Source organism: Paenibacillus stellifer (assembly GCF_000758685.1).
Classification (GTDB): Bacteria; Bacillota; Bacilli; order Paenibacillales; family Paenibacillaceae; genus Paenibacillus_AQ; species Paenibacillus_AQ stellifer.
Map to the genome: position 1 here is coordinate 2,710,803 of NZ_CP009286.1, position 20,558 is coordinate 2,731,360.

Below are 20,558 nucleotides of genomic sequence, written 5' to 3' on the forward strand. Positions count from 1 at the left end.
CTGATGCAGCGCCGATTTAATTATTTCAATTTTTCAAAAAAAATGAGCAGGACCGGCCTTGCAATTAAGCAAAATCCGGTGCTGCTCGATAAACGGTCAGATTATCCAGCCCATCCGGTCTTTCAAGGATTGGATCTGGGCGAGATGGTGGCGGTTATGCCAGGCATAACGCTGCATGGTGATCTCCAGCGTCATATCGCCGTGAGTAGGGCTGGTAACCGGCCGGGCAAAATCGGCCGGAGCCAGGGAGCGGAGCAGGATCACAAAACGTTCATGCAGCGCTTCCATCAGCAGCAGCGAAGTGTCGATCCTGGTGTCGCGGTAGTCGGCAAGCTCTGCCCATACATCCTGCCTGTATGAACCGGCGATCGGGGCTTCCTCGGTCAGCCCTCGTTTGAACCGGATATAAGCGTTCATATCATTATCGGCCATATGATGGACAACCTGCTTGACCGTCCAGCCGCCTGGACGATATGGAACCAGCAGCTGCTCATCAGTCAAGCTAGTCAGCGAAGCCCGCAGATCGGCGGGAAGGCTTGCAATATCCGCTATACATGCCGCACGGGTGTCCGGGGTCGGGCAATCCTCAGGCGTGAAAGGACCAAGGGGGAATGACAAAGTATCCATTAACAATTCACCTCTTTATTCATCTTCGCTAATCCATCTTCTCTAATTCATTCTACCTTCTAAGTACCGGTTCCTCCATCCGTTTTGTTGAAGGCCAGCCATATGGCATGGGCCTGAAAGAGATGCATGATTTTTTTTGGAGCCAAGACTTGAAATCGCTATCAAGAGGTTTTATAATAAGGACATCGAAACGATTCGATTACCAATACTTAGAGATTTCTTGTGTCATTCATCTATTCTGAGAAAATGAAGTGTGAAACCGCTAGCAATACCTAAAAACCCTTTGGGGTTTGTCGCTTTCGGCTGAAACAGTATGCCGAAAAGGCAAACGCAAGGAAGGGAAAGGCAAATGCAAGGCAGTAAGGCGTAGATTTTTTTTCGAAATAAATCGAAACGTTTCGATGTAAGTGCTTTATTTTAGGGGGAAACAGTTTGGCTCATACTACAAATGGGGTGAATCGGATGAAGAAGAGAACAGGATTGCTCACAGTGGCTGCTATGACGGCATTTTCAGCGATTATGGCGGGCTGCGGGAGCGGAAATAATGCGGCTTCGGACAGCGGAAACAAAACGTTAAAGGTATGGTTCATGGGGGAATCCGCTACGGTTGAGCCGATTGCGAAAATGTACGAGGAGAAGAATCCGGGAGTGAAGGTGGAGGTACAGGCCATTCCGTGGGACAGCGCCCATGACAAGCTGCTGACCGCTGTAGCCTCCAAGAGTGGCCCGGATGTCATTCAGATGGGCACTACCTGGATTCCGGAATTTGCGGCCGCCGGAGCGCTGAAGGATCTGACGCCGTATGTGGAGAAGGACGCCAACCTGAAGCCCGAGAACTTTTTTGACGGCGCCAATAAGACGACCCAATACGAGGGCAAAACCGTCGGCATCCCATGGTATGTAGAGACACGCGCTTTGTTCTATCGTTCAGATTTGCTTAGCGAGGTCGGTTATCCGGAAGGACCGAAGACATGGGATGAACTGAAGGATGCAGCCAAGAAGCTTGTTGCCAAGGGCGGCCCGGGCCATTATGCGATGCCGATTGAAGCCAAGGACCCGATCTATGCGGCAATCTTCGCCTGGCAGAACGGCAGCGATGTTATCGACAGCAACCGGCAGGCCCAGTTCAACCAGCCGGCTTATGTAGAAGCCATCAATTATTTGAAGAGCTTCTACGATGAAGGGCTGTCGCCCAAGGGAACGGATATGGACACGGTGGCCGGCTTTAAGGACGGCACGATTCCGATGTTCATCAGCGGACCTTGGATGATCAGTACCGTGAAGGAGAAGGCGCCGGAAATCGACGGCAAGTGGACCGTCACGACGCTGCCTGCCAAGAAGACCAATACATCTTCGATCGGCGGCTCGGACCTTTCGATCTTCAGCTACAGCAAAAATCCGGACGAGGCGGCCAAGTTCATCTCCTTCATGTCCACGCAAGAGGCACAGTTGAAGTTCTTTGAGACCTCGAACTCCATGCCGGCTCTCAAAGCGGCCTACAGCAACGAGGCGCTCAAGGACCCGATGATCGCGGCTTTCGGCAAGCAGCTGGAGAACACGAAGCCGGCTCCGACGGTCAAGGAGTGGGATGCCATCTCCCAGGCGTTCCTCGCTGCCTTCGAACAGATTACGGTCGGGGGAGCGGATACCCAGACAGAGCTCGACAAGCTGAACGCTAAAGCGAATGATCTGCTGGGCAATAAATAAGTCTTCCGTCCATGGCGAAGCCGCCGGGCCCTCTTCGGCAAGAAGGGAGTCCGGCGGCACTATTACTCATTGGATGCTAGGTGATGAAAGACAGGCAAAGGAGTGAAGGACTGTGAAGCATTTGGCGAGTCAATGGAATAAGCACAAATACCCGTATCTGTTTATCGCGCCGGCGGTTGTGCTTCTGACTGTATTTTCGATTATTCCGATTGTAATTGCCCTTGTCATCAGCTTCACGAATATGGACCTGATGGGATTGGCCGATTACTCCAATATCAAAGGGGTCGGATTATCCAACTATATCAATTTGTTCAAGGACCCCGTATTCCTGAAGTCGATTTATAATACCGCATTCTATGTCTTTATCGGCGTGCCGCTTGTTGTCGCCGCCGCTTTGGGCATTGCACTGCTGCTGAATTACGGGACGAGCTGGCTGTTCAAAAGTTTTCGGGTCGTCTACTATATGCCATCTATCACCAATATTGTCGCTGTTGCGGTGGTATGGGGTTATCTCTATAACGGCACCTACGGGCTGTTCAACTACATTCTCTCCTGGTTCGGGCTGCCGGCCCAGCAGTGGCTCCAGGACCCGACGCTTGCCAAATTGTCGCTCATCCTCCTGGCTTTCTGGAAGGCGATCGGGCTGAATATGATTATTTTCCTGGCGGCGCTTCAGGGGATTCCCCGTTCTTACTATGAAGCCGCTGAAATCGACGGGGCCACCGGCTGGCGGAAGCTGCGCTACATCACGATTCCTCTGCTCGGTTTCGCTACCTTCTTTGTCGTCATCACAACGCTGATCGGCTGGATTCAGTTCTTCGAGGAGCCGCTCGTAATGACGAAGGGCGGACCGCTGAATGCGACGATGTCGATGGCGCTCTTTATTTACAACAACGGCTTCCAGCTCAGCAATTTCGGCTATGCCGCTGCAGGCTCGTTCGTGCTGTTCATCATTATTATTCTGGCCACACTGGCCCAGTTCAAAATCCAGAAGCAAGAGGTCGAGTATTAGGAGACTTCGGGCCAGAAGTATCGCATCAGATTCAAGCACTGGATTCAAGCACCGGATTCAATAACTTTACGGCGCGAAGAGTGCCGAGTAAATTTTGCTGATTTAGTGTTGCAGGCGTACCAGACCTTGGCGAGAGCCGCGCCTGGCTGCTTAGGAGGGATGAAAGATGGCTGTCAAACGTTTGGAAAAAAGCTTTATGGTGCTGCTGCTCGTCATTGGCGGAGTGCTGATGATGGTGCCGTTCATCTGGATGATCGGTTCGTCATTCAAGCCGGAAAATGAATTTACGATTATTCCGCCTACAATCATACCTCATCATCCGACCTTCGATAATTACCGCAATCTGTTCATCAAGCTGGAGTTTCTGACCTATCTGGAGAATACGCTCGTTATCGTGCTGTTCTCTTTTGCAGGGATGTTCCTGAATGCGATGGCGGGTTACGCCTTTGCCAAATTTGATTTTCCAGGCAAGAACAAATTCTATTATCTAATCCTGGCGACGATGATGATTCCGGGACAGGTCACCATGATTCCGACCTATCTCATTATCAACAAGCTGAATCTCGTCAACACGATGGCCGGCATTGTGCTGCCCGGTCTGGTCGGGGCCTTCGGTATCTTCCTGTTTCGCCAGTTCATGTCCACGATCCCCATTGATCTGCTGGAGGCGGCTAGACTGGACGGCGCAGGCGAGCTGCGAATCTTCTTCCAGCTGATTGTGCCCGTGGTGAAGCCGGTGTTCGCGGTTCAGGGTATCCTGACCTTTATCGGCGCCTGGAACAGCTTCCTGTGGCCGCTGATTATCGCCAACGATGAGCGGCTGTACACGCTATCCGTCGGCCTGTCGCTGCTTAAAGGGCAGTACGGCACCGAGTTCGGGCTGCAAATGGCGGGCGCGGCGTTCATGGTTGTACCGATCATCATCATTTTTATTTTCTTCCAGAAGCATATTATAGAAGGATATACGATCTCAGGGATAAAATAACAATAGAGAGCTAGAAGTAGACTGGGGAAGGATTGAAGAGGTATGGCTACGATCAAGGATGTGGCGAAGCTTGCGGGGGTGGCGCTTTCAACCGCTTCGTACGCGCTAAGCGGCGACAGCAAGGTCAGCACGAAGACAAGAGAGAAGGTACTGGAGGCGGCCCGGCAGCTGAACTACCGGAAGAACGGATTTGCCATGGATTTGAAAAAGAGCCGGACCAATACGATAGCGCTGATCCTCACCGATCTCTCGGGCCCTTTCTATTCGGAGCTGATTCGAAGCATTCAGGATGTGGCGCTGTCCAACGGCTATGATCTGATCGCCTGCAGCTCCATGGGAGGCGAGGATTCGACGGCTGTACGGTTTCTGCTGGAAAAAAGAGTGGACGGCGCGATCGTACTGGCCCATAACATAACGGATGATATTCTTCGCGCCGCCGCCGGGGAACGGTTCCCCATTGTGGTGATGGACCGCCCTATAACCGGAGATGGCCTTGTTAATGTTCTGGTCGACGGTGAGGAGGGCGGATACCGCGCGACCCGCTATTTGATCGACCAGGGACACCGCTCTATCGCCTATATCAGCGGTCCTGCCAACTCCTATGACAATGCGCTCCGTTACGAAGGCTTTCTTCGGGCGATGCGCGAGGAAGGACTTGAGGAGAAAGCGAAATGGAAGCTGAGCGGAAGCTTCATCCGCGAAGGCGGATATAAAGCGACCAAGATGATGATTATGCAGGGCGAGCTGCCTTCCGCCGTCTTTTACGCCAATGATGAAATGGCGGTCGGAGGACTGAAAGCGTTCGAGGAAGCGGGCGTTTCAGTGCCGGGTGAAGTGTCCCTGATCGGGTTCGACGATATTCAACTGGCTGAATATATCCAGCCGCCGCTGACGACGATCCGCCAGCCGATGAACGAATCCGGTTCACTGGCCGGGCATCTGCTGTTCCAGATGCTGAACGGCGATCAGGTGGAGGCTTCTTATTCACTGAGAATCGGACTGGTGGAACGGCAATCCGTATTAAAGGTCAGGAATGGCGTGACAGGGGAAGCGTAGAGATTGCGGGTATCCGGATTTCACAGTCTTCGTAAGAACAGGCGCATCTGAGAAAGAAATTCGGGTCCGCGCGGCTCGGGAGATGGTTAGTTGTTCTGCCCGGGCCTAAGCAAGATGGTGAACATGACAAGGCGGGGATTCAGGATGCTGCTTATCTGTATATATGAATAAAAACGATTCACTAAATGGCATATATAATTTGAAATAATACTTGAAAAATAAGGATTTATAGACTTGAAACGATTCGAAGGATGGAGGGATTCCGGATGACCCATGACCTGCAAAGGAAGCATGAGCTGTATGAGAAATATGTGAAAAATATGACGCTGGAAGACAAGATTGGCCAGCTGTTGCAGCTGGCGGCTCCCTTCTTCGAGGGAGCGGATGACGGAGAGATCACAGGGCCGATGGAGGAGCTCGGCATCGGTCCAGAGACGGCCCGCCTGGCCGGTTCAGCACTGGGCCTGTCCGGCGCGGAGAAGGTTATCGCGGTGCAGCAAGCTCATCTTGCACAGGATAAGCACGGCATCCCGCTTCTGTTCATGGCGGATATCGTCCATGGATTCAAGACGATCTACCCGATTCCGCTGGCCATCGGATGCTCCTGGAATCCGGAGCTGGCCAAGCGGAGCGCACAGGCCGCCGCGCGCGAAGCCGCCGTATCGGGCGTGCATGTCACGTTCGCGCCGATGGTCGATCTCGTCCGGGACCCGAGATGGGGGCGCGTCATGGAAAGCACGGGCGAAGACCCTTATCTGAATTCCGTATTCGCCCGCGCTTTTGTTGATGGCTTTCAGGGCGGGGATTTGAAGAACGACATGGAGCGGGTCGCTTCATGCGTTAAGCATTTCGCCGCATACGGACTTGCCGAGGGTGGACGGGACTATAACACGGTCGATCTGTCGGAGCGGCAGCTTCGCGAGTATTACCTTCCCTCCTACAAAGCGGCGATTGACGCCGGCTGCGAAATGGTGATGACCTCCTTCAACACGGTTGACGGCATTCCGGCCAGCGGCAGCCGCAAGCTGATGCGCGGCATACTGCGCGAGGAATGGGGCTTTGACGGGGTTCTGATCTCCGACTGGGCTGCGATTCGCGAGATGATCGCCCACGGCGCGGCCGAGGACGACCGGGATGCGGCGTTCAAGGCAATCCAGAGCGGAGTGGACATCGAAATGATGACTCCATGCTATGTGCATCATCTTCCGGGGCTGGTCAGAGAGGGACTTGTGGATGAGGCGCTGATTGATGAAGCGGTGCTGCGCATCCTCTGTCTGAAGGACAAGCTCGGACTGTTCGAGAACCCTTACCGGGGTGCTGATCCCGCGAAAGAGGAGGCCATCATCTGCTGCGAAGAGCATATGGAAGTGTCGCGGCGCCTGGCCGAGGAATCCTGTGTACTTCTGAAGAACAACGGTGTTCTGCCGCTTGGCAAGAAACAGAAGGTAGCGCTGATCGGACCTTTTGGCGACAGCGGGGATATTCTGGGCTTCTGGTCGTGGCAGGGCTCCAAGGAAACGGCAGTCAAGCTCGCAGCCGCGATGCAAGCGACAAGCGAATCGCCGGAACTGGTTACCGCTGCGCAGGGCTGCGGAATCCACAATATCTCGGAGGAACAGCTCGCAGACGCGGTACGAATCGCGGAGGATGCGGATGTGCTCGTGCTGGCGCTCGGCGAGGAATCGGAAATGAGCGGCGAGGCAGGAAGCCGCAGCGACATTCGGCTGCCCGAGGCACAGCTTAAGCTGATCGGTCGGCTGAAGGAGCTGGGCAAGCCGATGGCAGCCGTGCTGTTCAACGGACGTCCGCTGGATCTTCATGGCGTGTACGATATCGCCGACGCGGTGCTGGAGGCGTGGTTCCCGGGAAGCCAGGGCGGAGCGGCTCTCGCCAATCTGCTATACGGGAATGTGAACCCTTCCGGTAAGCTTAGCATGTCTTTCCCTTATACAACGGGACAAATTCCGGTCTATTACAATCACTTCAATACCGGCCGTCCGAAACCGGCGGAGCCGACGGACAACCGGTATATATCGCAGTATCTTGACATTCCCAATGAGCCGCTGCTGCCTTTCGGCTTCGGACTCTCCTATACGGAATTTGCTTACGATGGACTAAAGCTTATGGCAGATACGATGTCTCCGGATAGCCCGCTTGAAATCCGCGCCACCGTTACGAATAAGGGCGCTGTGGCCGGAACCGAGACGGTTCAGCTGTATGTTCGCGACGTGTCTGGCGAAGTTGTCCGGCCCGTGAAGGAGCTTAAAGACTTCATCCGGATCGAGCTTCAAGCAGGCGAGAGCCGGGAAATCAGCTTCACACTGTCCGAAAGCCAGCTCCGGTATCATCACAGCGATCTTTCAATCGGAAGCGATCCGGGAGAATTTCGCATCTATGTCGGCCCTGACAGCCGAAACACGCTGGAAGCGGCATTTCACCTGTTAGCGCAAGTGTGAGAAGGAAGCGAACTTATAGATAATAAGGGGATGTGAGAGAAATGGCAACTGGAGCAGACAACCATATAACGCTGCAAAAAGGCGGACTCGCCTTTACCTTTCTAAAGAGCGGTGATCTGTATCAGGCGCTTGGCGGCGGCATTATGATCAATCAGCTGCTGACGAACGCCGTGGACGGTATGGCTGGCAATCTGTATCTTCGAATTCATGGGGAGGAGGAGATTGTAGCTTATCCGCTGCTTGGCGTGAAGTCGTCCAGCCGTTTCCGGCAGGATGGCGAGTCGCTCGTATGGGAAGGAGCCCTGCCGGTGTCTCATTCAGAGATTAAAGAAGACTCTGTTAAATATCAGGTCGTCTTCACTATGACGGAACAAGGCGTCTGGTTCTGGGAGGTGAAGGTTACGGGGGCGGGAGAGACCGCCGATGTGATCTATGCCCAGGATGTGGGGATCGCCGGGCCGGGCGCCGTCCGCAGCAACGAAGCCTACTTGTCGCAATATATCGATCACCGGGTTTTTAACGATGCGGAGAAAGGGTATGTCGTATGTTCCCGGCAGAACCAGCCGCAGAATGGCGCTTTTCCATATCTACAGCAGGGTTTGTTGGACGGAGCTTCGGGATACTCCACCGACGGCTTTCAGTTCTACGGGCTGTCCTATAAAGAAACCGACCGGCCGGAGGCGCTTGCCCGCAAAACGCTGCCGAGCGAGGTCTATCAATATGAGTTCGCCTATACAGCGCTGCAGTCGGAGACGGTCCGGCTCGCTCAAGAGCCCGCCAGCTTTACCTTCTATGGCTTGTTTGAAGGAGATCATCCTGAAGCGGTTACCCGGCTTGAATTCGAAGACCGGCTAAACCAGGCGCTGGGCGTAGTCCGGATTTCGGCAGAGCAAGCGGAGCAGGGGAAATGGCTGGAACCTGTCACTCCGGCTGAAACCATCGGGGAGCCGGTGCAGACGCTTCCGCTGACCCGGGAGGAACTCGACACGCTCTACCCGAATCGGGCTCAGGAAGAGCTGCGGGACGAGGAACTGCTGTCTTTTTTCACGGAAACGTATGAGCATGTCGTTCTGAAGAGCAAGGAGCTCCAGGTGGAACGGCCTCACGGAACGATCCTGATGAGTGGCAGCAATGCCACTCTAAATCCCGAGGTTTTGACCACAACCTCGTACATGTACGGGGTCTTTAACTCGCAGGTGGTGGTGGGGAATACCAATTTCAACAAAATGATGTCCAATATGCGAAATGCGCTCAATGTCCAGAAGACATCCGGGCAGCGTATCTATGTAGAGCTTAACGGAAAATTCCGGCTGCTGACCATGCCTTCGCTCTTTGAGATGGGCTTCAATTATGCGCGCTGGCACTACAAGACGCATGATGAGACCTTTGTCATTACGAATTATTCAGTAGCCGATTCGCCGGAACTCAAGCTGCATCTGTCCGCAGCCAGCGGACGATCATACCGGTTCCTCATCAGCAGCCAGATTACGATGCATGTTGCGGAGTACGAGGTTCCGTTCCGTATGGAACGGGATGATAAGGGTCGCATCCTGACCTTCAACGCTTCCGAAGGAAGCACGAGCAGCCAAATCTATCCGAAGCTGGCTTATACGATATCGGTTGACGGTGCGGATTATTCGGTGCATGACGGTTCATGTCTGGCACAAGGTCCGGGTGTGGACGAATCTTCCCTTGTCGTGCTGGAACTGGCGGCTTCCACCGAATGGACGCTGACTCTGCAGGGATTGCTTGAAGGCGGAACGCGCACTCCGGTACAGACAACGGCTTCCAGGGAGACGGAGAACTACCGGCGCTTTTTCGCAGGATTAATGAACGGGTTCAAGCTGACCTCCCCCGGTGGAGAAGAAGAGAGATTGTTCAAGGTGAACGCCCTGGCGTGGTGGTATACGCATAATATGCTGGTGCACTATTCGGTGCCTCACGGTCTGGAGCAGTATGGCGGGGCCGCTTGGGGGACGAGAGATGTGTGCCAGGGGCCGGTCGAATATTTCCTGTCCATGCAAAAATACGAGCAGGTGCGGGAGATTATACGGACGGTCTTCGCACACCAGTATGAGGATGACGGCAGCTGGCCCCAGTGGTTCATGTTCGACAAGTACAGCGCAATCCAGCAGGAGGACAGCCACGGAGACATCATAGTCTGGCCGCTCAAAGTGCTGGGAGACTACCTGCGCGCGACATCGGACTACTCGGTACTGGACGAACAAGTGCCTTACACGGTAAAAGAAGGCTTCTCCTTCACGGAATCTGCCGCCACGATCCGCGATCACGCCAAAAAAGAGCTTCATTATATCGTCTCGCATTTTCTGCATGATACGTATCTGTCCTCATACGGTGACGGAGACTGGGATGATACGCTCCAGCCGGCCAATGCGCAGCTGAAGCAGTACATGGTCAGCAGCTGGACCGTTGCACTGACCTATCAGACGGTGCTGGGCCTCTCCCGTGTGCTGAAGACTGTTGAAACGGACTGGTCCGCCGAATTGCTGGAGATGGCGGAGGGGATTAAGCGGGACTTCAACCGGTACATGCTTGGAACGGATGTCATTCCGGGATTTCTGTACTTCGAAGATCCGGGGGCGCCGAAGCTTATGCTGCACCCGGAAGACCGGGAGACCGGCATTCAGTACCGGCTGCTGCCGATGACCCGGAGCATGATCGGCGAGCTGCTGCCGCCGGAGCGGATGGAGGCCCAATACAAGCTGATCACGGAGCAGTTCCTGTGTCCGGACGGCGTGCGGCTTATGAATCGACCGGCTTCCTACGAGGGCGGTGTCAGTACGCATTTTAAACGGGCCGAGCAGGCCGCAAACTTCGGCCGTGAGATCGGACTGCAGTATGTGCACGCCCATATCCGGTTCGTTGAATCAATGGCGAAGATCGGCAAACGTGACCAGGTATGGAGTGGACTCGCCGCGATCAATCCGGTCGGCATCCGCGAAGTGGTGCCGAACGCGGAGCTCCGGCAGAGCAATGCGTATTTCAGCAGCTCTGACGGGAAGTTCTCCGATCGCTACGAGGCGCAGAGACGGTTCGGCGAGCTGCGCACCGGTTCGGTTCCGGTGAAAGGCGGCTGGCGCATCTACTCCAGCGGCCCCGGAATCTATATGCATCAGCTGATCTGCAATGTGCTCGGCATTCGCGAGGAGGGAGGGAATCTCGTCATCGACCCAGTCCTTCCGGACGAGCTTGACGGGATGACCTTGCATTTTACAATCGGGGGCTTGCCGGCTTCATTCACCTACCGCATCTCTACCGGCAGCATCCGGTCGTTGACGGTGAACGGACGGATGCTGACCGGTGAGCGGATCGCTAATCCGTACCGTACCGGAGGGCTGAAAATCAAACGTGATGAGCTGGAGTCATGCCGGAGCGGGAACGAGAGCAGTTTTGAAGTGATCATTGAGATGTAACACTTAAGGTATTGTCTATATTGCCGGTGGAGCGTTGAAGCGAGAACAACTGCCGGGATATGTTTTGAAAAAATACCGTGGTCTCGCTGAATAGTACGTGCACTCAGCACCAACAGGAACCGGACTTGGAGAACGGGAACCGTAATTAATACGGCTCTTGAATTCAAGTCCGGTTTGTTGTGATAGGGGATAGAGCGGGTGAGAGCGCTTGGACAAGCTTCTTTTTCAATGGTGATGCCAAGCTTACAAGGTTTTGCTGTTTCGACAGGTCAGGCTGAATCTTGCTCCTCCGAGCGGTGAATCCGAATAGGAGAGTTCTGCTCCGAGGCGAATCGCGATCTGCCTGCTGATGGCAAGGCCCAGACCTGTGACCCCGTTGGCTCCGGTGACAAAGCGCCCGAACACCTCGGTTCGTTTATCTTCGGCAATACCCGGCCCGTCGTCGTCCACGACTACGATCTTGCTCATTCGGCTTCTCTCCTAAAACAATCTGCGAGCGGCTGCCTGCGAACACCTTCCTGTGAATATATTCCAGCCGCTCAACCTTCTTAACTAACTATATGAGAAGAAGAGACGGGAGTCCATTGGATCTCCCGTCAGGCAATGCAGATTCGGTTAAGTGTGGCCAGCTCTACTTTTTAATTACTACTACCGGCTTTTTAGGAGATGCTTTAAGGACTGTCTTTCCTTTGGCTGGAGACTTGGCGGCCGGTTTGAGTGCTGGCTTAGCTGTCTTCTTGACTGCGGAGGCTGCGGTTTTTTTGATTGCCGTCTTCTTGACCGCAGCTTTCTTCACGGCAACTTTTTTCACCGAAGCCTTGGCTTCCTTCTTAACAGCCGGCGCAGCGACCTGTACTACCGTCTTGAGCGGGGCTGCCGCTTTGACTACCGGAGCAGCAGTCTTAACCGGAGCCGCGGCAAAAGCGCTTGTACCTGCTCCCAGTACACTGATGGCGGTCAGCAGGGCTGCCGCTTGTTTTGTCCATTTGTTCATTTCAATATCACCTCTTGATTGGATTTGATCTTAGCTTAACAACCAAATCCGGCAATTCTGTGGGACAAGTATGTGAAGAGTATATGTTTCTTGCAAGGTGACTTCGGGTGATAGGATCAAGCTTTGAATTGGAACGAAATGAGTCAGGGTATTTTTCAGCTGGCTGACCTATACAGAGGATGCTTGTTATAAAAGTCGTTGTAAAAGTATGCATAATCGTTGCCCGCCTCTATCCCGGAGAGCCATCTTTTTTCTATATACTAGCCTTGTAAGCGATTACATCTAACCGATGGGGGAGTTCAGATGAATAAAAGAGGGTTGACACTGCTATCCGGTATTCTGATGCTGTCGATGCTCAGTGCATGCGGCGGCAACAATAACGGCAATGCCGGATCGAACGCGGCAGAACCGCAAAGCTCGGCAGCTGCGACACAGACGGCAGGCAGCGGTACGCAGGCAGCGGGAGATTCCGGCAAGGTGGATACATCACAGGCGGTTACGCTGAAAATGATCTTCGTGGGGCCGAAGCCGGTCGACTACGATACAGTATTTGGGGAGATCAACAAGAAGCTGAAAGAGAAGATCAATGCGACAGTGGAAGGCGAGTTCCTGGACTGGTCGGACTGGGCGCAGAAATATCCGCTTAAACTCGCGGCCAACGAAGATTTTGACCTCATCTACGCTGCGAACTGGGCAGGTTACAACGATCAGGCGCTCAAAGGCGGCTTCCTGGAGCTGACCGATGACATGCTGCAAAAGTATGCGCCCCAGACTTGGAAGGCGATGCCTCAGGTGAACTGGGATCAGGCGAAGGTGAATGGCAAGCTCTACATGGTGCCGCAGAACCGGGGAGAAACGGTTGAGAAGCTGATTCTGTACCGGGAGGATCTTCGAAAGAAATACAACCTGCCGGAGATTAACAGTCCGGAAGCATATGCGAACTATCTCAAGACGATCGCCGAGAAGGAGAAGGGCGTCATGCCGTTCACGCCGGAGACTGGCGATTGGAAGTTCCACAATCTGGACCGTGTGCTGCTGAAGCAGCAGAATGAATGGAATATGCTCGACTTTGATCTGCCCGTTGCCTTCAAGCTGGACGATCCTACAGGCAAAGTATTCAACGTATACGAAACGCCGGAATTCAAGGAACTGGTCTACTACTATAAAGATCTCGCTGACCACAACGCCTGGTCGAAGAGCTCGCTGAACAGCAAGCTGGATCACCAGCAGGAGCTCAAGGAAGGCAAGACGGCGTCGATCACGCACAACTTGGGTACACTTGGCTCGTTGATGACCGATATGCGGGAGAAGAACTCGCCATATGAATTGGCGCTGGCCGACGTTACGCCGGACAAGAAGAAGTCGGTAGCCGTCACCACCCAGAACGGGATCGCCATTCATGCAACCTCCAAGAATCCCGAGCGGGCATTGATGATGATCGATCTGCTCCAGAATGACAAAGAACTGCATGACCTGATCATGAACGGTATCTCCGGAACGCATTATAATCCGGTCGGGGATGACAAGTACACGAATGCAGAGAAGAACGCCAACTTCACCGGATTCTCCAACTGGGGCTTCAATTCGCCGCTGAATCGTGAGAACGCTTCCTTCTCTGATGAGGCCAATGCGCTGACCGATAAATGGGAGGGTGAGGTATACCATTATCAGTTGGAAACCTTTGTGTTCGATAACAGCAAGGTGAAAACAGAGGTTGCGAATGTCGGCAATGTGATGCTCCGCTACGGCATTCCGCTGGAGTACGGCATGATGAAGGATGTAGACAAGGGGCTGGCTGAGCTCCAGAAGCAGGTGAAGGCAGCCGGAATTGATGCAATCATCGCTGAGGTTCAGCGCCAGATTGACGAATTCCTGGCCAAATCGGCAAAATAATATTGCTTGGGCTTAGACAGTGTCGATTACTGCGAAACCCTCGCAGAAGCGGACGCATACCTCGACCGGCCATAATCTGCTGAACACTATTACAAAAACGTCAGCTTCCCGCTCTATAGGGAAGCTGACGTTTTTTGCAGCGTATAACCGGACTTCACAGAATCATTGAGCTTAAGATCGGTTATTCCGGTTCTTAGCCAATACATGACAGATCGGTAGAAGTTGAGTTTTCCATCCTTACTTGGCCTGGGCATGCCGCAGGGGAGCGGTGCTGCCTACAATTGAAGTGAACAGCGCCGCTGCTGCAAGAAGCAGAACACCAAAGCCGATTATGCCATTCCAGCCGTAGTGGCGGAGGAACAGCCCGCCGGACCAGCCGATCAGGCTGGAACCTCCGTAATAGAACAGAAGATAGAGGGAGGACGCCTTCGCTTTATGCTCGGAAGACGCAATTAGTCCAACCCATCCGCTTGCAACGGAATGTCCCGCGAAAAAGCCGAATGCGACGAGAGCGACACCCAGTATTTTGACAGCAAGATTAGGAACGAGCGTAAGAAGGGCTCTCATCGCAAAAATCGTAATTGCCACTGCGATGACATGCGAGCGGGGATGCCGGTCTGCCAGCTTGCCGAACCACATGGAGCTCCATGTCCCCAGCAGATTGACGACGAACAGGAAGCCGAACAGGGTTTGGCTTAAATTGTAAGGACTGCTTGTGAGCGGGTAACCGATGTAATCCAGAATCATAATGTACACGCCCATAAACAGGAACCCGGTAAGAAAAAGAAGAAACAGCCGCTTTTGGTGCAGGTTGTTAAGCATCCCTGTTCCCCACCGGTAACCAAATCAGGCTCCACGCTTCAAAAGCCGAAAGCATCCTGTTCAAAGCTACACCACCAAATACACCAATGACAACATTGCGATGAACGGAAACCGACTGAAGCTTCCGAAGCTTGGCTGGCTTCGCTTTGCCAACTCCAGAGCGTGTGAAGGTCGCATTCTTTCGGCTACCCTGCGGCGAAATGCGGCAGGCAAGTATTTTGTATCCATCCTCTGCGAAGTGGAAATGAACCCTCCGCCACAGACCGATCAGGAGATCGGCATTGACCTTGGACTCAAGGAATTAGCGGTCTGCTCGGATGGGAGGCGGGTTGCCAATCCTAAAGTGTTTCGCAAATATGAACAAAAACTTGCATTTTGGCAACGCCGCATGGCTCGCCGTAACCAAGGGGGCTCCAATTGGCAGAAAGCCAAACAGAAGGTTGCCCAAATCCATGAGAAGATTGTGGGCAGCCGCCATGATTTTTTGCATCAACTCACCACGAAGCTGATTCGTGAAAATCAAACGATCAGCATCGAAAATCTGAGAGTGGCGAACATGCTCAAAAATCACCGGCTGGCCAAATCCATCGCCGATGCGTCGTGGGGTGAATTTGCCCGTCAGCTTGCGTATAAAGCGGAATGGTATGGACGAACGGTGAAGGTAGCGGATACATTCGCTCCAACGAGCCAAAGGTGTCATGTATGCGGCACGATCGACCCCGAAGCAAAGAAATTGTCTGTGCGAGAATGGACATGCCCTGCGGGAACCGCAGGGATCGATTGGTATACGATATTTCGTGAGAAAATATCGATATGAATTCCCCTCAGTAGAAGGGATTACCCAAGAATCGCCCACTTCAAGTGTTAGCTAAGTGGGGGAGCGTTCAACTGTTAATTTTCTTTCAAAAGAGCCATTGCAAGTATAAAATAGAAAAAAGCAAGATGTAAAATGCATTAATTACATCATTTTCATATACGCTATGTAATGAATTGGTTTAGGGGGAAACGTAAATTGGAATGGCAGCAGCTTGAATATTTTGAGTCAACCGCCCGCCTGCAGCATATGACGCATGCTGCGCAGGCGTTGAATGTTTCACAGCCGGCTTTAAGCCGCTCCATCGCCAGGCTTGAGACGGAACTGGGAGTTCCGCTGTTTGAACGGGAGGGGCGTTCGATCCGCCTTAACCGGTATGGCCGTATTTTTCTGAGTCATGCTCAGGTCATTCTGGAGGAGTACCGGAACGCGAGGCGTGAGATTGACGATCTGCTGAATCCCGGACAGGGAGAAATCTCGCTAGGGTTTTTGCATACGCTCGGGATTCATCATATCCCGGAAATGATCGGCGGCTTCCGCAGAGTGTATCCCCACACGCGCTTTCAGCTTCATCAGAGCGCCACACATCATCTGCTGGAGCTGCTGAATAGCGGAGATGTTGATTTGTGTCTGGCTTCCCCGCAGGACACCGGCCTGCATATTGGCTGGGCTCACTTGTGGTCGGAAGAACTGTTCCTTGCAGTTCCCGCCAGTCATCGTCTTGGAGACCGTTCACGGACGGCTCTGAAAGAAATCGCCGCTGAACCAATGATCTCGTTCAAAGCGGGCTACGGGCTGCGCGTTATCACCGATCATCTGCTGCAAGAGGCCGGCATATCGCCGCCCACTGTGTTTGAGGGAGAGGATGTCCACACAATTGCCGGACTGGTCGCATCGGGCCTTGGGGTGGCAGTGCTGCCGCAATATATCGGGTTGGATCAGGAGGAGATAAGCTGGCTATCTATCGAAGATCAGCCGTGCCGAAGGGAAATCGGGATCGCCTGGATGGAGGGACGCTTTCTTTCGCCTGCGGCGGAGCGGTTCAAGCAATATGTGCTGAATGAATATTCGAATGAATGAGGCTATTGCATTATGGGGCAGTCTGATGACAGGATGCCGTAATGTTGACCCGCAGAGTGGAAGCTTTGAATCAAGCGACCATCCCTGCGGTTTTTGTATTCAAAGGGGTTCACTTACATGATGAGCGGTAAAGCGGTAACCGAGCTTAGGAGATCATTTTTGAAGCTGTTGTTTATCAACAAGTCTGAAAATGGCATCCGCTGCCTTGGGATAACCGCCCGCCGCTTTGAACGAATCGCTGATTTTTTTGAGATTCTCCGCATATCCGGGATCACTGGACACCTTGTCGACCGCATCTTTTAACAACTCAGGGGTCAATGTATCTTTGTCGAGCGCGATGGCGGCTCCAAGCTCCTCGGCTCTGCCCGCCATATAAGGCTGATCCGCGCTGATCGGAATGGCGACAAACGGGATCTGGGCATACAGCAGGTCACTGGTACTGTTCATTCCGGCATGCGTGACGGCAACATCGGTGTATCGCAAAATTTCCGACTGCGGGACGAAGCTGCGGACGATAAAATTATCCGGAATCGTAAGGCTGGACAGATCGACTTTGTAGGCTGTAAGGACCACCACCGCGTCGGTATCTCCGAAGCTTTTGAAGAAAATCTCGTACAGCTTCAGATCGGAGTTGAATACAGTTCCGAGTGAAATGTAGATCACTTTTCTGCCTTTCAGACGTTCAAACGGAAATTCCAGATTCTCCTTGCGGTCATAGATAGGCGGTCCGATAAAAATAAAGCTGTCGTCGTAATACTCCGCGTGTGAAACAAAGTACTTGGAGGTATAGGCAATATTCAAATCGCCCTTGATAAAGAAGAGCTGCATGAGATCTTCAGGCAGTTCGGCGTTGTATTGGCGTTTGATATGCTCGCGTGTCTCTTTGAGAGTCGTATGGACCGGATGATTGCGGAGGTCCTCGGGGTTGAAGGAATGATGATGTTTCTCCATCAGCTCTTTGGGAGTAGCGAACACGGCGAATGAAGCAATGGAAGGCAGCTTTAGAATTTGGGCGATGATATTGCCAAGCGGATACATAGAGGTGTAGATCACATAGTCAAAAGTCCGATCCTTGATCTGATCCAGCACATCAGAGATCATGCTGTCGCTTCGTTTCAGGATACCATCAATCCGGTCGAACAGCATGCTGGCCAGGTTGCCTTGGGGGTCCGGGGCATTTCCCTTCGCGGAATCGGGTAAATTTTTGTAGCTGATAAACTCCGCTCCGGAACGCTCGATCTTCTCCCTGAAATCTTCTGAGCAAAAGTAGGTTATGCGCTCCCCTCTCTTGGTCAATTCATGAACCAGTCCCAGCGTCGGGTTGACATGGCCGTGAGCAGGCACACTCAAAAAAAGTACATTTGACATCTCTTTCATCCTCTCTTGAGAGATTTTGATGCATCAAAATAACTTTTAATGGAATCAATGGAATTAATTATACGTCCTGATGATGGTTTGTACAATGAAGAAAATGATGATTTACAATCCATTTTCAATTGATCGGAAAAAGACCGACAACCGCTCTTCATTGAGGGGCTGCCGGCCTTATCCTGTTCAGAGGCAAAGCGCAAGACTCTACTTCTTGTTAGAGTGAAAGACTCTCTCCGGGGTGCAGCACCTTGCCGTTTAAGCCGCTTGCTTCCAATTGGGCAACAAATTGATTGGCATCCTGTCTGATCGGAGGAAAGGTGTCGTAATGAATCGGCACGATGAGCTTGGCGTTGTACCACACGGCTGCTTGCAGCGCGTCCTCCGGTCCCATCGTGAAGTGATCCCCGATTGGAATGAACGCGACATCAATCGAATGCCGTTCCCCGATCATCTTCATATCGCCGAACAGGCCGGTGTCACCGGCATGCAGAACAGTTAGCCCTTCCGCTTGGATAATGAACCCGGCAGGCATACCGCCGTACAGAATGCTCTGCTGTTCTTCGACAATGATGCCGGAGCTGTGAGAAGCATGGACCATCTTGGCGGTGGCAAATCCGAGGTCATACGTGCCGCCAATATTCATGCCCACTGTTCGAACACCTTTCCAGGACAAATAAGTCGCTAATTCGGGGTTGGCGATGACAGGCGCATCGTTAGCCTTGGAAATGGGAGCGGCATCCAGAATATGATCGGCATGCGCATGGGTCAGCAGAACGGCATCCGTTTTGATTTCTTCGGGTTTGACAGTTGCTAGCTTGTTTCCGCTAAGAAAAGGATCAATAATCAGTGATTTTCCATTGGTGATTATTTGGATTGTGGAATGGCCGTGATAAATCAGTTCCATATGCGAAACCGCCTCCTTTGGGTTGGTAATAGCTGGTCCTGCAGGACCCTTCGGTATTAATTATAGAGTTGCCGTTGCCATTCCGCATAACGCTATGCATTCATATCATATTTTCAATCAAAGTATTTCATTGGTAATACTACCTTGACAGACATAGTAGTGTGTTGTACTATACAAATGCGGGGTGATTAGATGAGTGGGAACAAAATTACTTCCGACCTGCTGCGCGGACATACCGATACGATGATTTTGCGGCTCTTATCCGAAGCTGACTGCTACGGTTATGAGATTGTCAAGCTGATAGCCGAGCGCTCTGGCGGTGAGTATGAATTAAAGGAAGCCACAATGTACTCCAGTGTCCGGCGCCTTGAGGTGGATGGCGATATCGAGTGGTATTGGGGTGACGAATCTCAGGGTGGACGGCGAAAATATTTCAGGATTACCGAGAAGGGCAGAGCAACTTACGCCCGCAACAAAAGCAACTGGGAGTACGCAAAGCGCGTGCTTGAAAACTTATTATAAGGAGAATTGGGCTATGACTGAGAGATTGAAGGGCTATTTGAACGGCGTGTTCGCACCGTACGATGGGGTAAAGAGCGTCACCGAATTAAAGTCTGACCTGCTCTCCGACTTGCAGGAGCGGTACCGCGAGCTCAAAGCCGAAGGCAAGGACGATGAGACAGCCTTTGAGATGACCATTGACAGCATCGGCGACATTGAGCAAACGGTACAAGAGGTGGCTAATCTCTCCCGCTCGCTGGAACGGCAGGTGGTGACCAACTTAAGCGCAAGCGACCTGACAAAGAGCGACTTTGCGGGCGTTATCGCGCATCAAGCCAAATTTGCAGCGAGTGCGTTACGGGGCTCCGACTTTGCGGGTGCTGACTTGACGGGCAGCTTGTTTACGAGCAGCGTTATGCGGGAAGCCATTTTTGACCATGCCAATCTGACTGACTGCAGCCTATCTACCAATGACCTTACGGATTCGAGCTTCTATAAGTCCATCCTTGTACGTACCAACATCAGCAAATCGGGTCTGGACGGAGCCAAATTCATAGATGTCAAGCTAACAGACGTCAAGTTAACTATGACTGATCTTAGAAAAACAATCTTTGACAGATGTATTTTTGACGGAGTGTACTTCAAATATGGTGATCTGCGAGGGCAGCGTTTTGACGGGCAGACCTTCATCGGCGTTAATTTTGACAAGTCGGCGCTGAACGAAGTTTCGTTTAAAGGCGCGATACTCCAAAATGTCTCGTTCATTTCCGGCTTTACTTTGTCCAAGAAATATTACCGTGCCATCAAAACCATCTGCTTCGACGGCGCGGTCATGGATAAGCTGACCTATGCTTCGCTTAAAGGCTTGGGGGCCGATTTGTCCAAGGTTATTGTTCGATAAG

General features: G+C 52.6%; 16 protein-coding genes and 1 pseudogene. 11 read left to right on the top strand and 6 right to left on the bottom strand.

The features are described 5' to 3' along the window. Positions 1-96: 96 nt before the first annotated feature. Positions 97-627, bottom strand: coding sequence for a YfiT family bacillithiol transferase (locus PSTEL_RS12340; RefSeq protein WP_038695683.1), 531 nt, complete (start codon positions 625-627; stop codon positions 97-99). Between the two features lie 462 nt (positions 628-1,089). Here PSTEL_RS12340 and PSTEL_RS12345 point away from each other — a divergent pair, with 462 nt between their 5' ends. The 6 genes from PSTEL_RS12345 (at position 1,090) to PSTEL_RS12370 (ending at position 11,277) form a co-directional block, all read left to right on the top strand. After that, entirely contained in the window at positions 1,090-2,334 is a 1,245-nt protein-coding gene (locus PSTEL_RS12345) for a sugar ABC transporter substrate-binding protein (RefSeq protein WP_038695685.1), read from the top strand. 112 nt (positions 2,335-2,446) lie between these two features. Further along, positions 2,447-3,346, top strand: a complete 900-nt coding sequence (locus tag PSTEL_RS12350) for a carbohydrate ABC transporter permease (RefSeq protein WP_038695687.1) — start codon at positions 2,447-2,449, stop codon at positions 3,344-3,346. 166 nt (positions 3,347-3,512) lie between these two features. After that, on the top strand, positions 3,513-4,331 hold the full coding sequence (locus PSTEL_RS12355; RefSeq protein WP_038695689.1) for a carbohydrate ABC transporter permease: 819 nt from the start codon (positions 3,513-3,515) through the stop codon (positions 4,329-4,331). Positions 4,332-4,373: 42 nt separating this feature from the next. Further along, positions 4,374-5,387 carry a LacI family DNA-binding transcriptional regulator gene (locus tag PSTEL_RS12360; RefSeq protein ID WP_038695691.1) on the top strand — a complete coding sequence of 338 codons (1,014 nt, stop codon included), beginning with the start codon at positions 4,374-4,376 and terminating at the stop codon, positions 5,385-5,387. A 266-nt stretch (positions 5,388-5,653) separates the two neighbouring features. Continuing rightward, on the top strand, positions 5,654-7,843 hold the full coding sequence (bglX, locus tag PSTEL_RS12365) for a beta-glucosidase BglX (protein WP_038695694.1): 2,190 nt from the start codon (positions 5,654-5,656) through the stop codon (positions 7,841-7,843). Positions 7,844-7,884: 41 nt separating this feature from the next. Continuing rightward, a complete protein-coding gene (locus PSTEL_RS12370) occupies positions 7,885-11,277 on the top strand; it encodes a GH36-type glycosyl hydrolase domain-containing protein (RefSeq protein WP_038695696.1) in 3,393 nt (1,130 codons plus the stop codon). Between the two features lie 243 nt (positions 11,278-11,520). Here the strand turns inward: PSTEL_RS12370 and PSTEL_RS12375 are convergent, their stop codons facing one another. Together PSTEL_RS12375 and PSTEL_RS26265 are read right to left on the bottom strand one after the other, a co-directional pair. Beyond that, complete coding sequence (locus PSTEL_RS12375; protein ID WP_038695698.1) at positions 11,521-11,745, bottom strand: sensor histidine kinase; 225 nt, start codon at positions 11,743-11,745, stop codon at positions 11,521-11,523. 163 nt (positions 11,746-11,908) lie between these two features. Then, entirely contained in the window at positions 11,909-12,271 is a 363-nt protein-coding gene (locus PSTEL_RS26265) for a hypothetical protein (protein WP_052098406.1), read from the bottom strand. Between the two features lie 303 nt (positions 12,272-12,574). Here PSTEL_RS26265 and PSTEL_RS12390 point away from each other — a divergent pair, with 303 nt between their 5' ends. Further along, a complete protein-coding gene (locus PSTEL_RS12390) occupies positions 12,575-14,164 on the top strand; it encodes an ABC transporter substrate-binding protein (protein ID WP_038695700.1) in 1,590 nt (529 codons plus the stop codon). A 237-nt stretch (positions 14,165-14,401) separates the two neighbouring features. Here the strand turns inward: PSTEL_RS12390 and PSTEL_RS12395 are convergent, their stop codons facing one another. Further along, on the bottom strand, positions 14,402-14,986 hold the full coding sequence (locus PSTEL_RS12395; protein ID WP_052098407.1) for an MFS transporter: 585 nt from the start codon (positions 14,984-14,986) through the stop codon (positions 14,402-14,404). 22 nt (positions 14,987-15,008) lie between these two features. Here PSTEL_RS12395 and PSTEL_RS12400 point away from each other — a divergent pair. Both PSTEL_RS12400 and PSTEL_RS12405 read left to right on the top strand, forming a co-directional pair. Further along, a pseudogene (locus tag PSTEL_RS12400) lies at positions 15,009-15,803 on the top strand (RNA-guided endonuclease TnpB family protein); the annotation flags it as partial. A 195-nt stretch (positions 15,804-15,998) separates the two neighbouring features. Beyond that, positions 15,999-16,880: a LysR family transcriptional regulator gene (locus PSTEL_RS12405; RefSeq protein WP_038695702.1), complete on the top strand. Its 882-nt coding sequence runs from the start codon at positions 15,999-16,001 to the stop codon at positions 16,878-16,880. A 153-nt stretch (positions 16,881-17,033) separates the two neighbouring features. Here PSTEL_RS12405 and PSTEL_RS12410 read toward each other — a convergent pair whose 3' ends face one another. Together PSTEL_RS12410 and PSTEL_RS12415 are read right to left on the bottom strand one after the other, a co-directional pair. After that, positions 17,034-18,248, bottom strand: a complete 1,215-nt coding sequence (locus PSTEL_RS12410; protein WP_038695704.1) for a macrolide family glycosyltransferase — start codon at positions 18,246-18,248, stop codon at positions 17,034-17,036. Positions 18,249-18,465: 217 nt separating this feature from the next. Beyond that, a complete protein-coding gene (locus PSTEL_RS12415) occupies positions 18,466-19,155 on the bottom strand; it encodes a metal-dependent hydrolase (RefSeq protein WP_038695706.1) in 690 nt (229 codons plus the stop codon). Positions 19,156-19,347: 192 nt separating this feature from the next. Here PSTEL_RS12415 and PSTEL_RS12420 point away from each other — a divergent pair, with 192 nt between their 5' ends. Continuing rightward, positions 19,348-19,677: a PadR family transcriptional regulator gene (locus tag PSTEL_RS12420; protein WP_038695708.1), complete on the top strand. Its 330-nt coding sequence runs from the start codon at positions 19,348-19,350 to the stop codon at positions 19,675-19,677. A gap of 13 nt (positions 19,678-19,690) precedes the next feature. Continuing rightward, positions 19,691-20,557, top strand: a complete 867-nt coding sequence (locus tag PSTEL_RS12425) for a pentapeptide repeat-containing protein (protein WP_038695710.1) — start codon at positions 19,691-19,693, stop codon at positions 20,555-20,557. The last annotated feature ends 1 nt before the right edge of the window (position 20,558 follow it).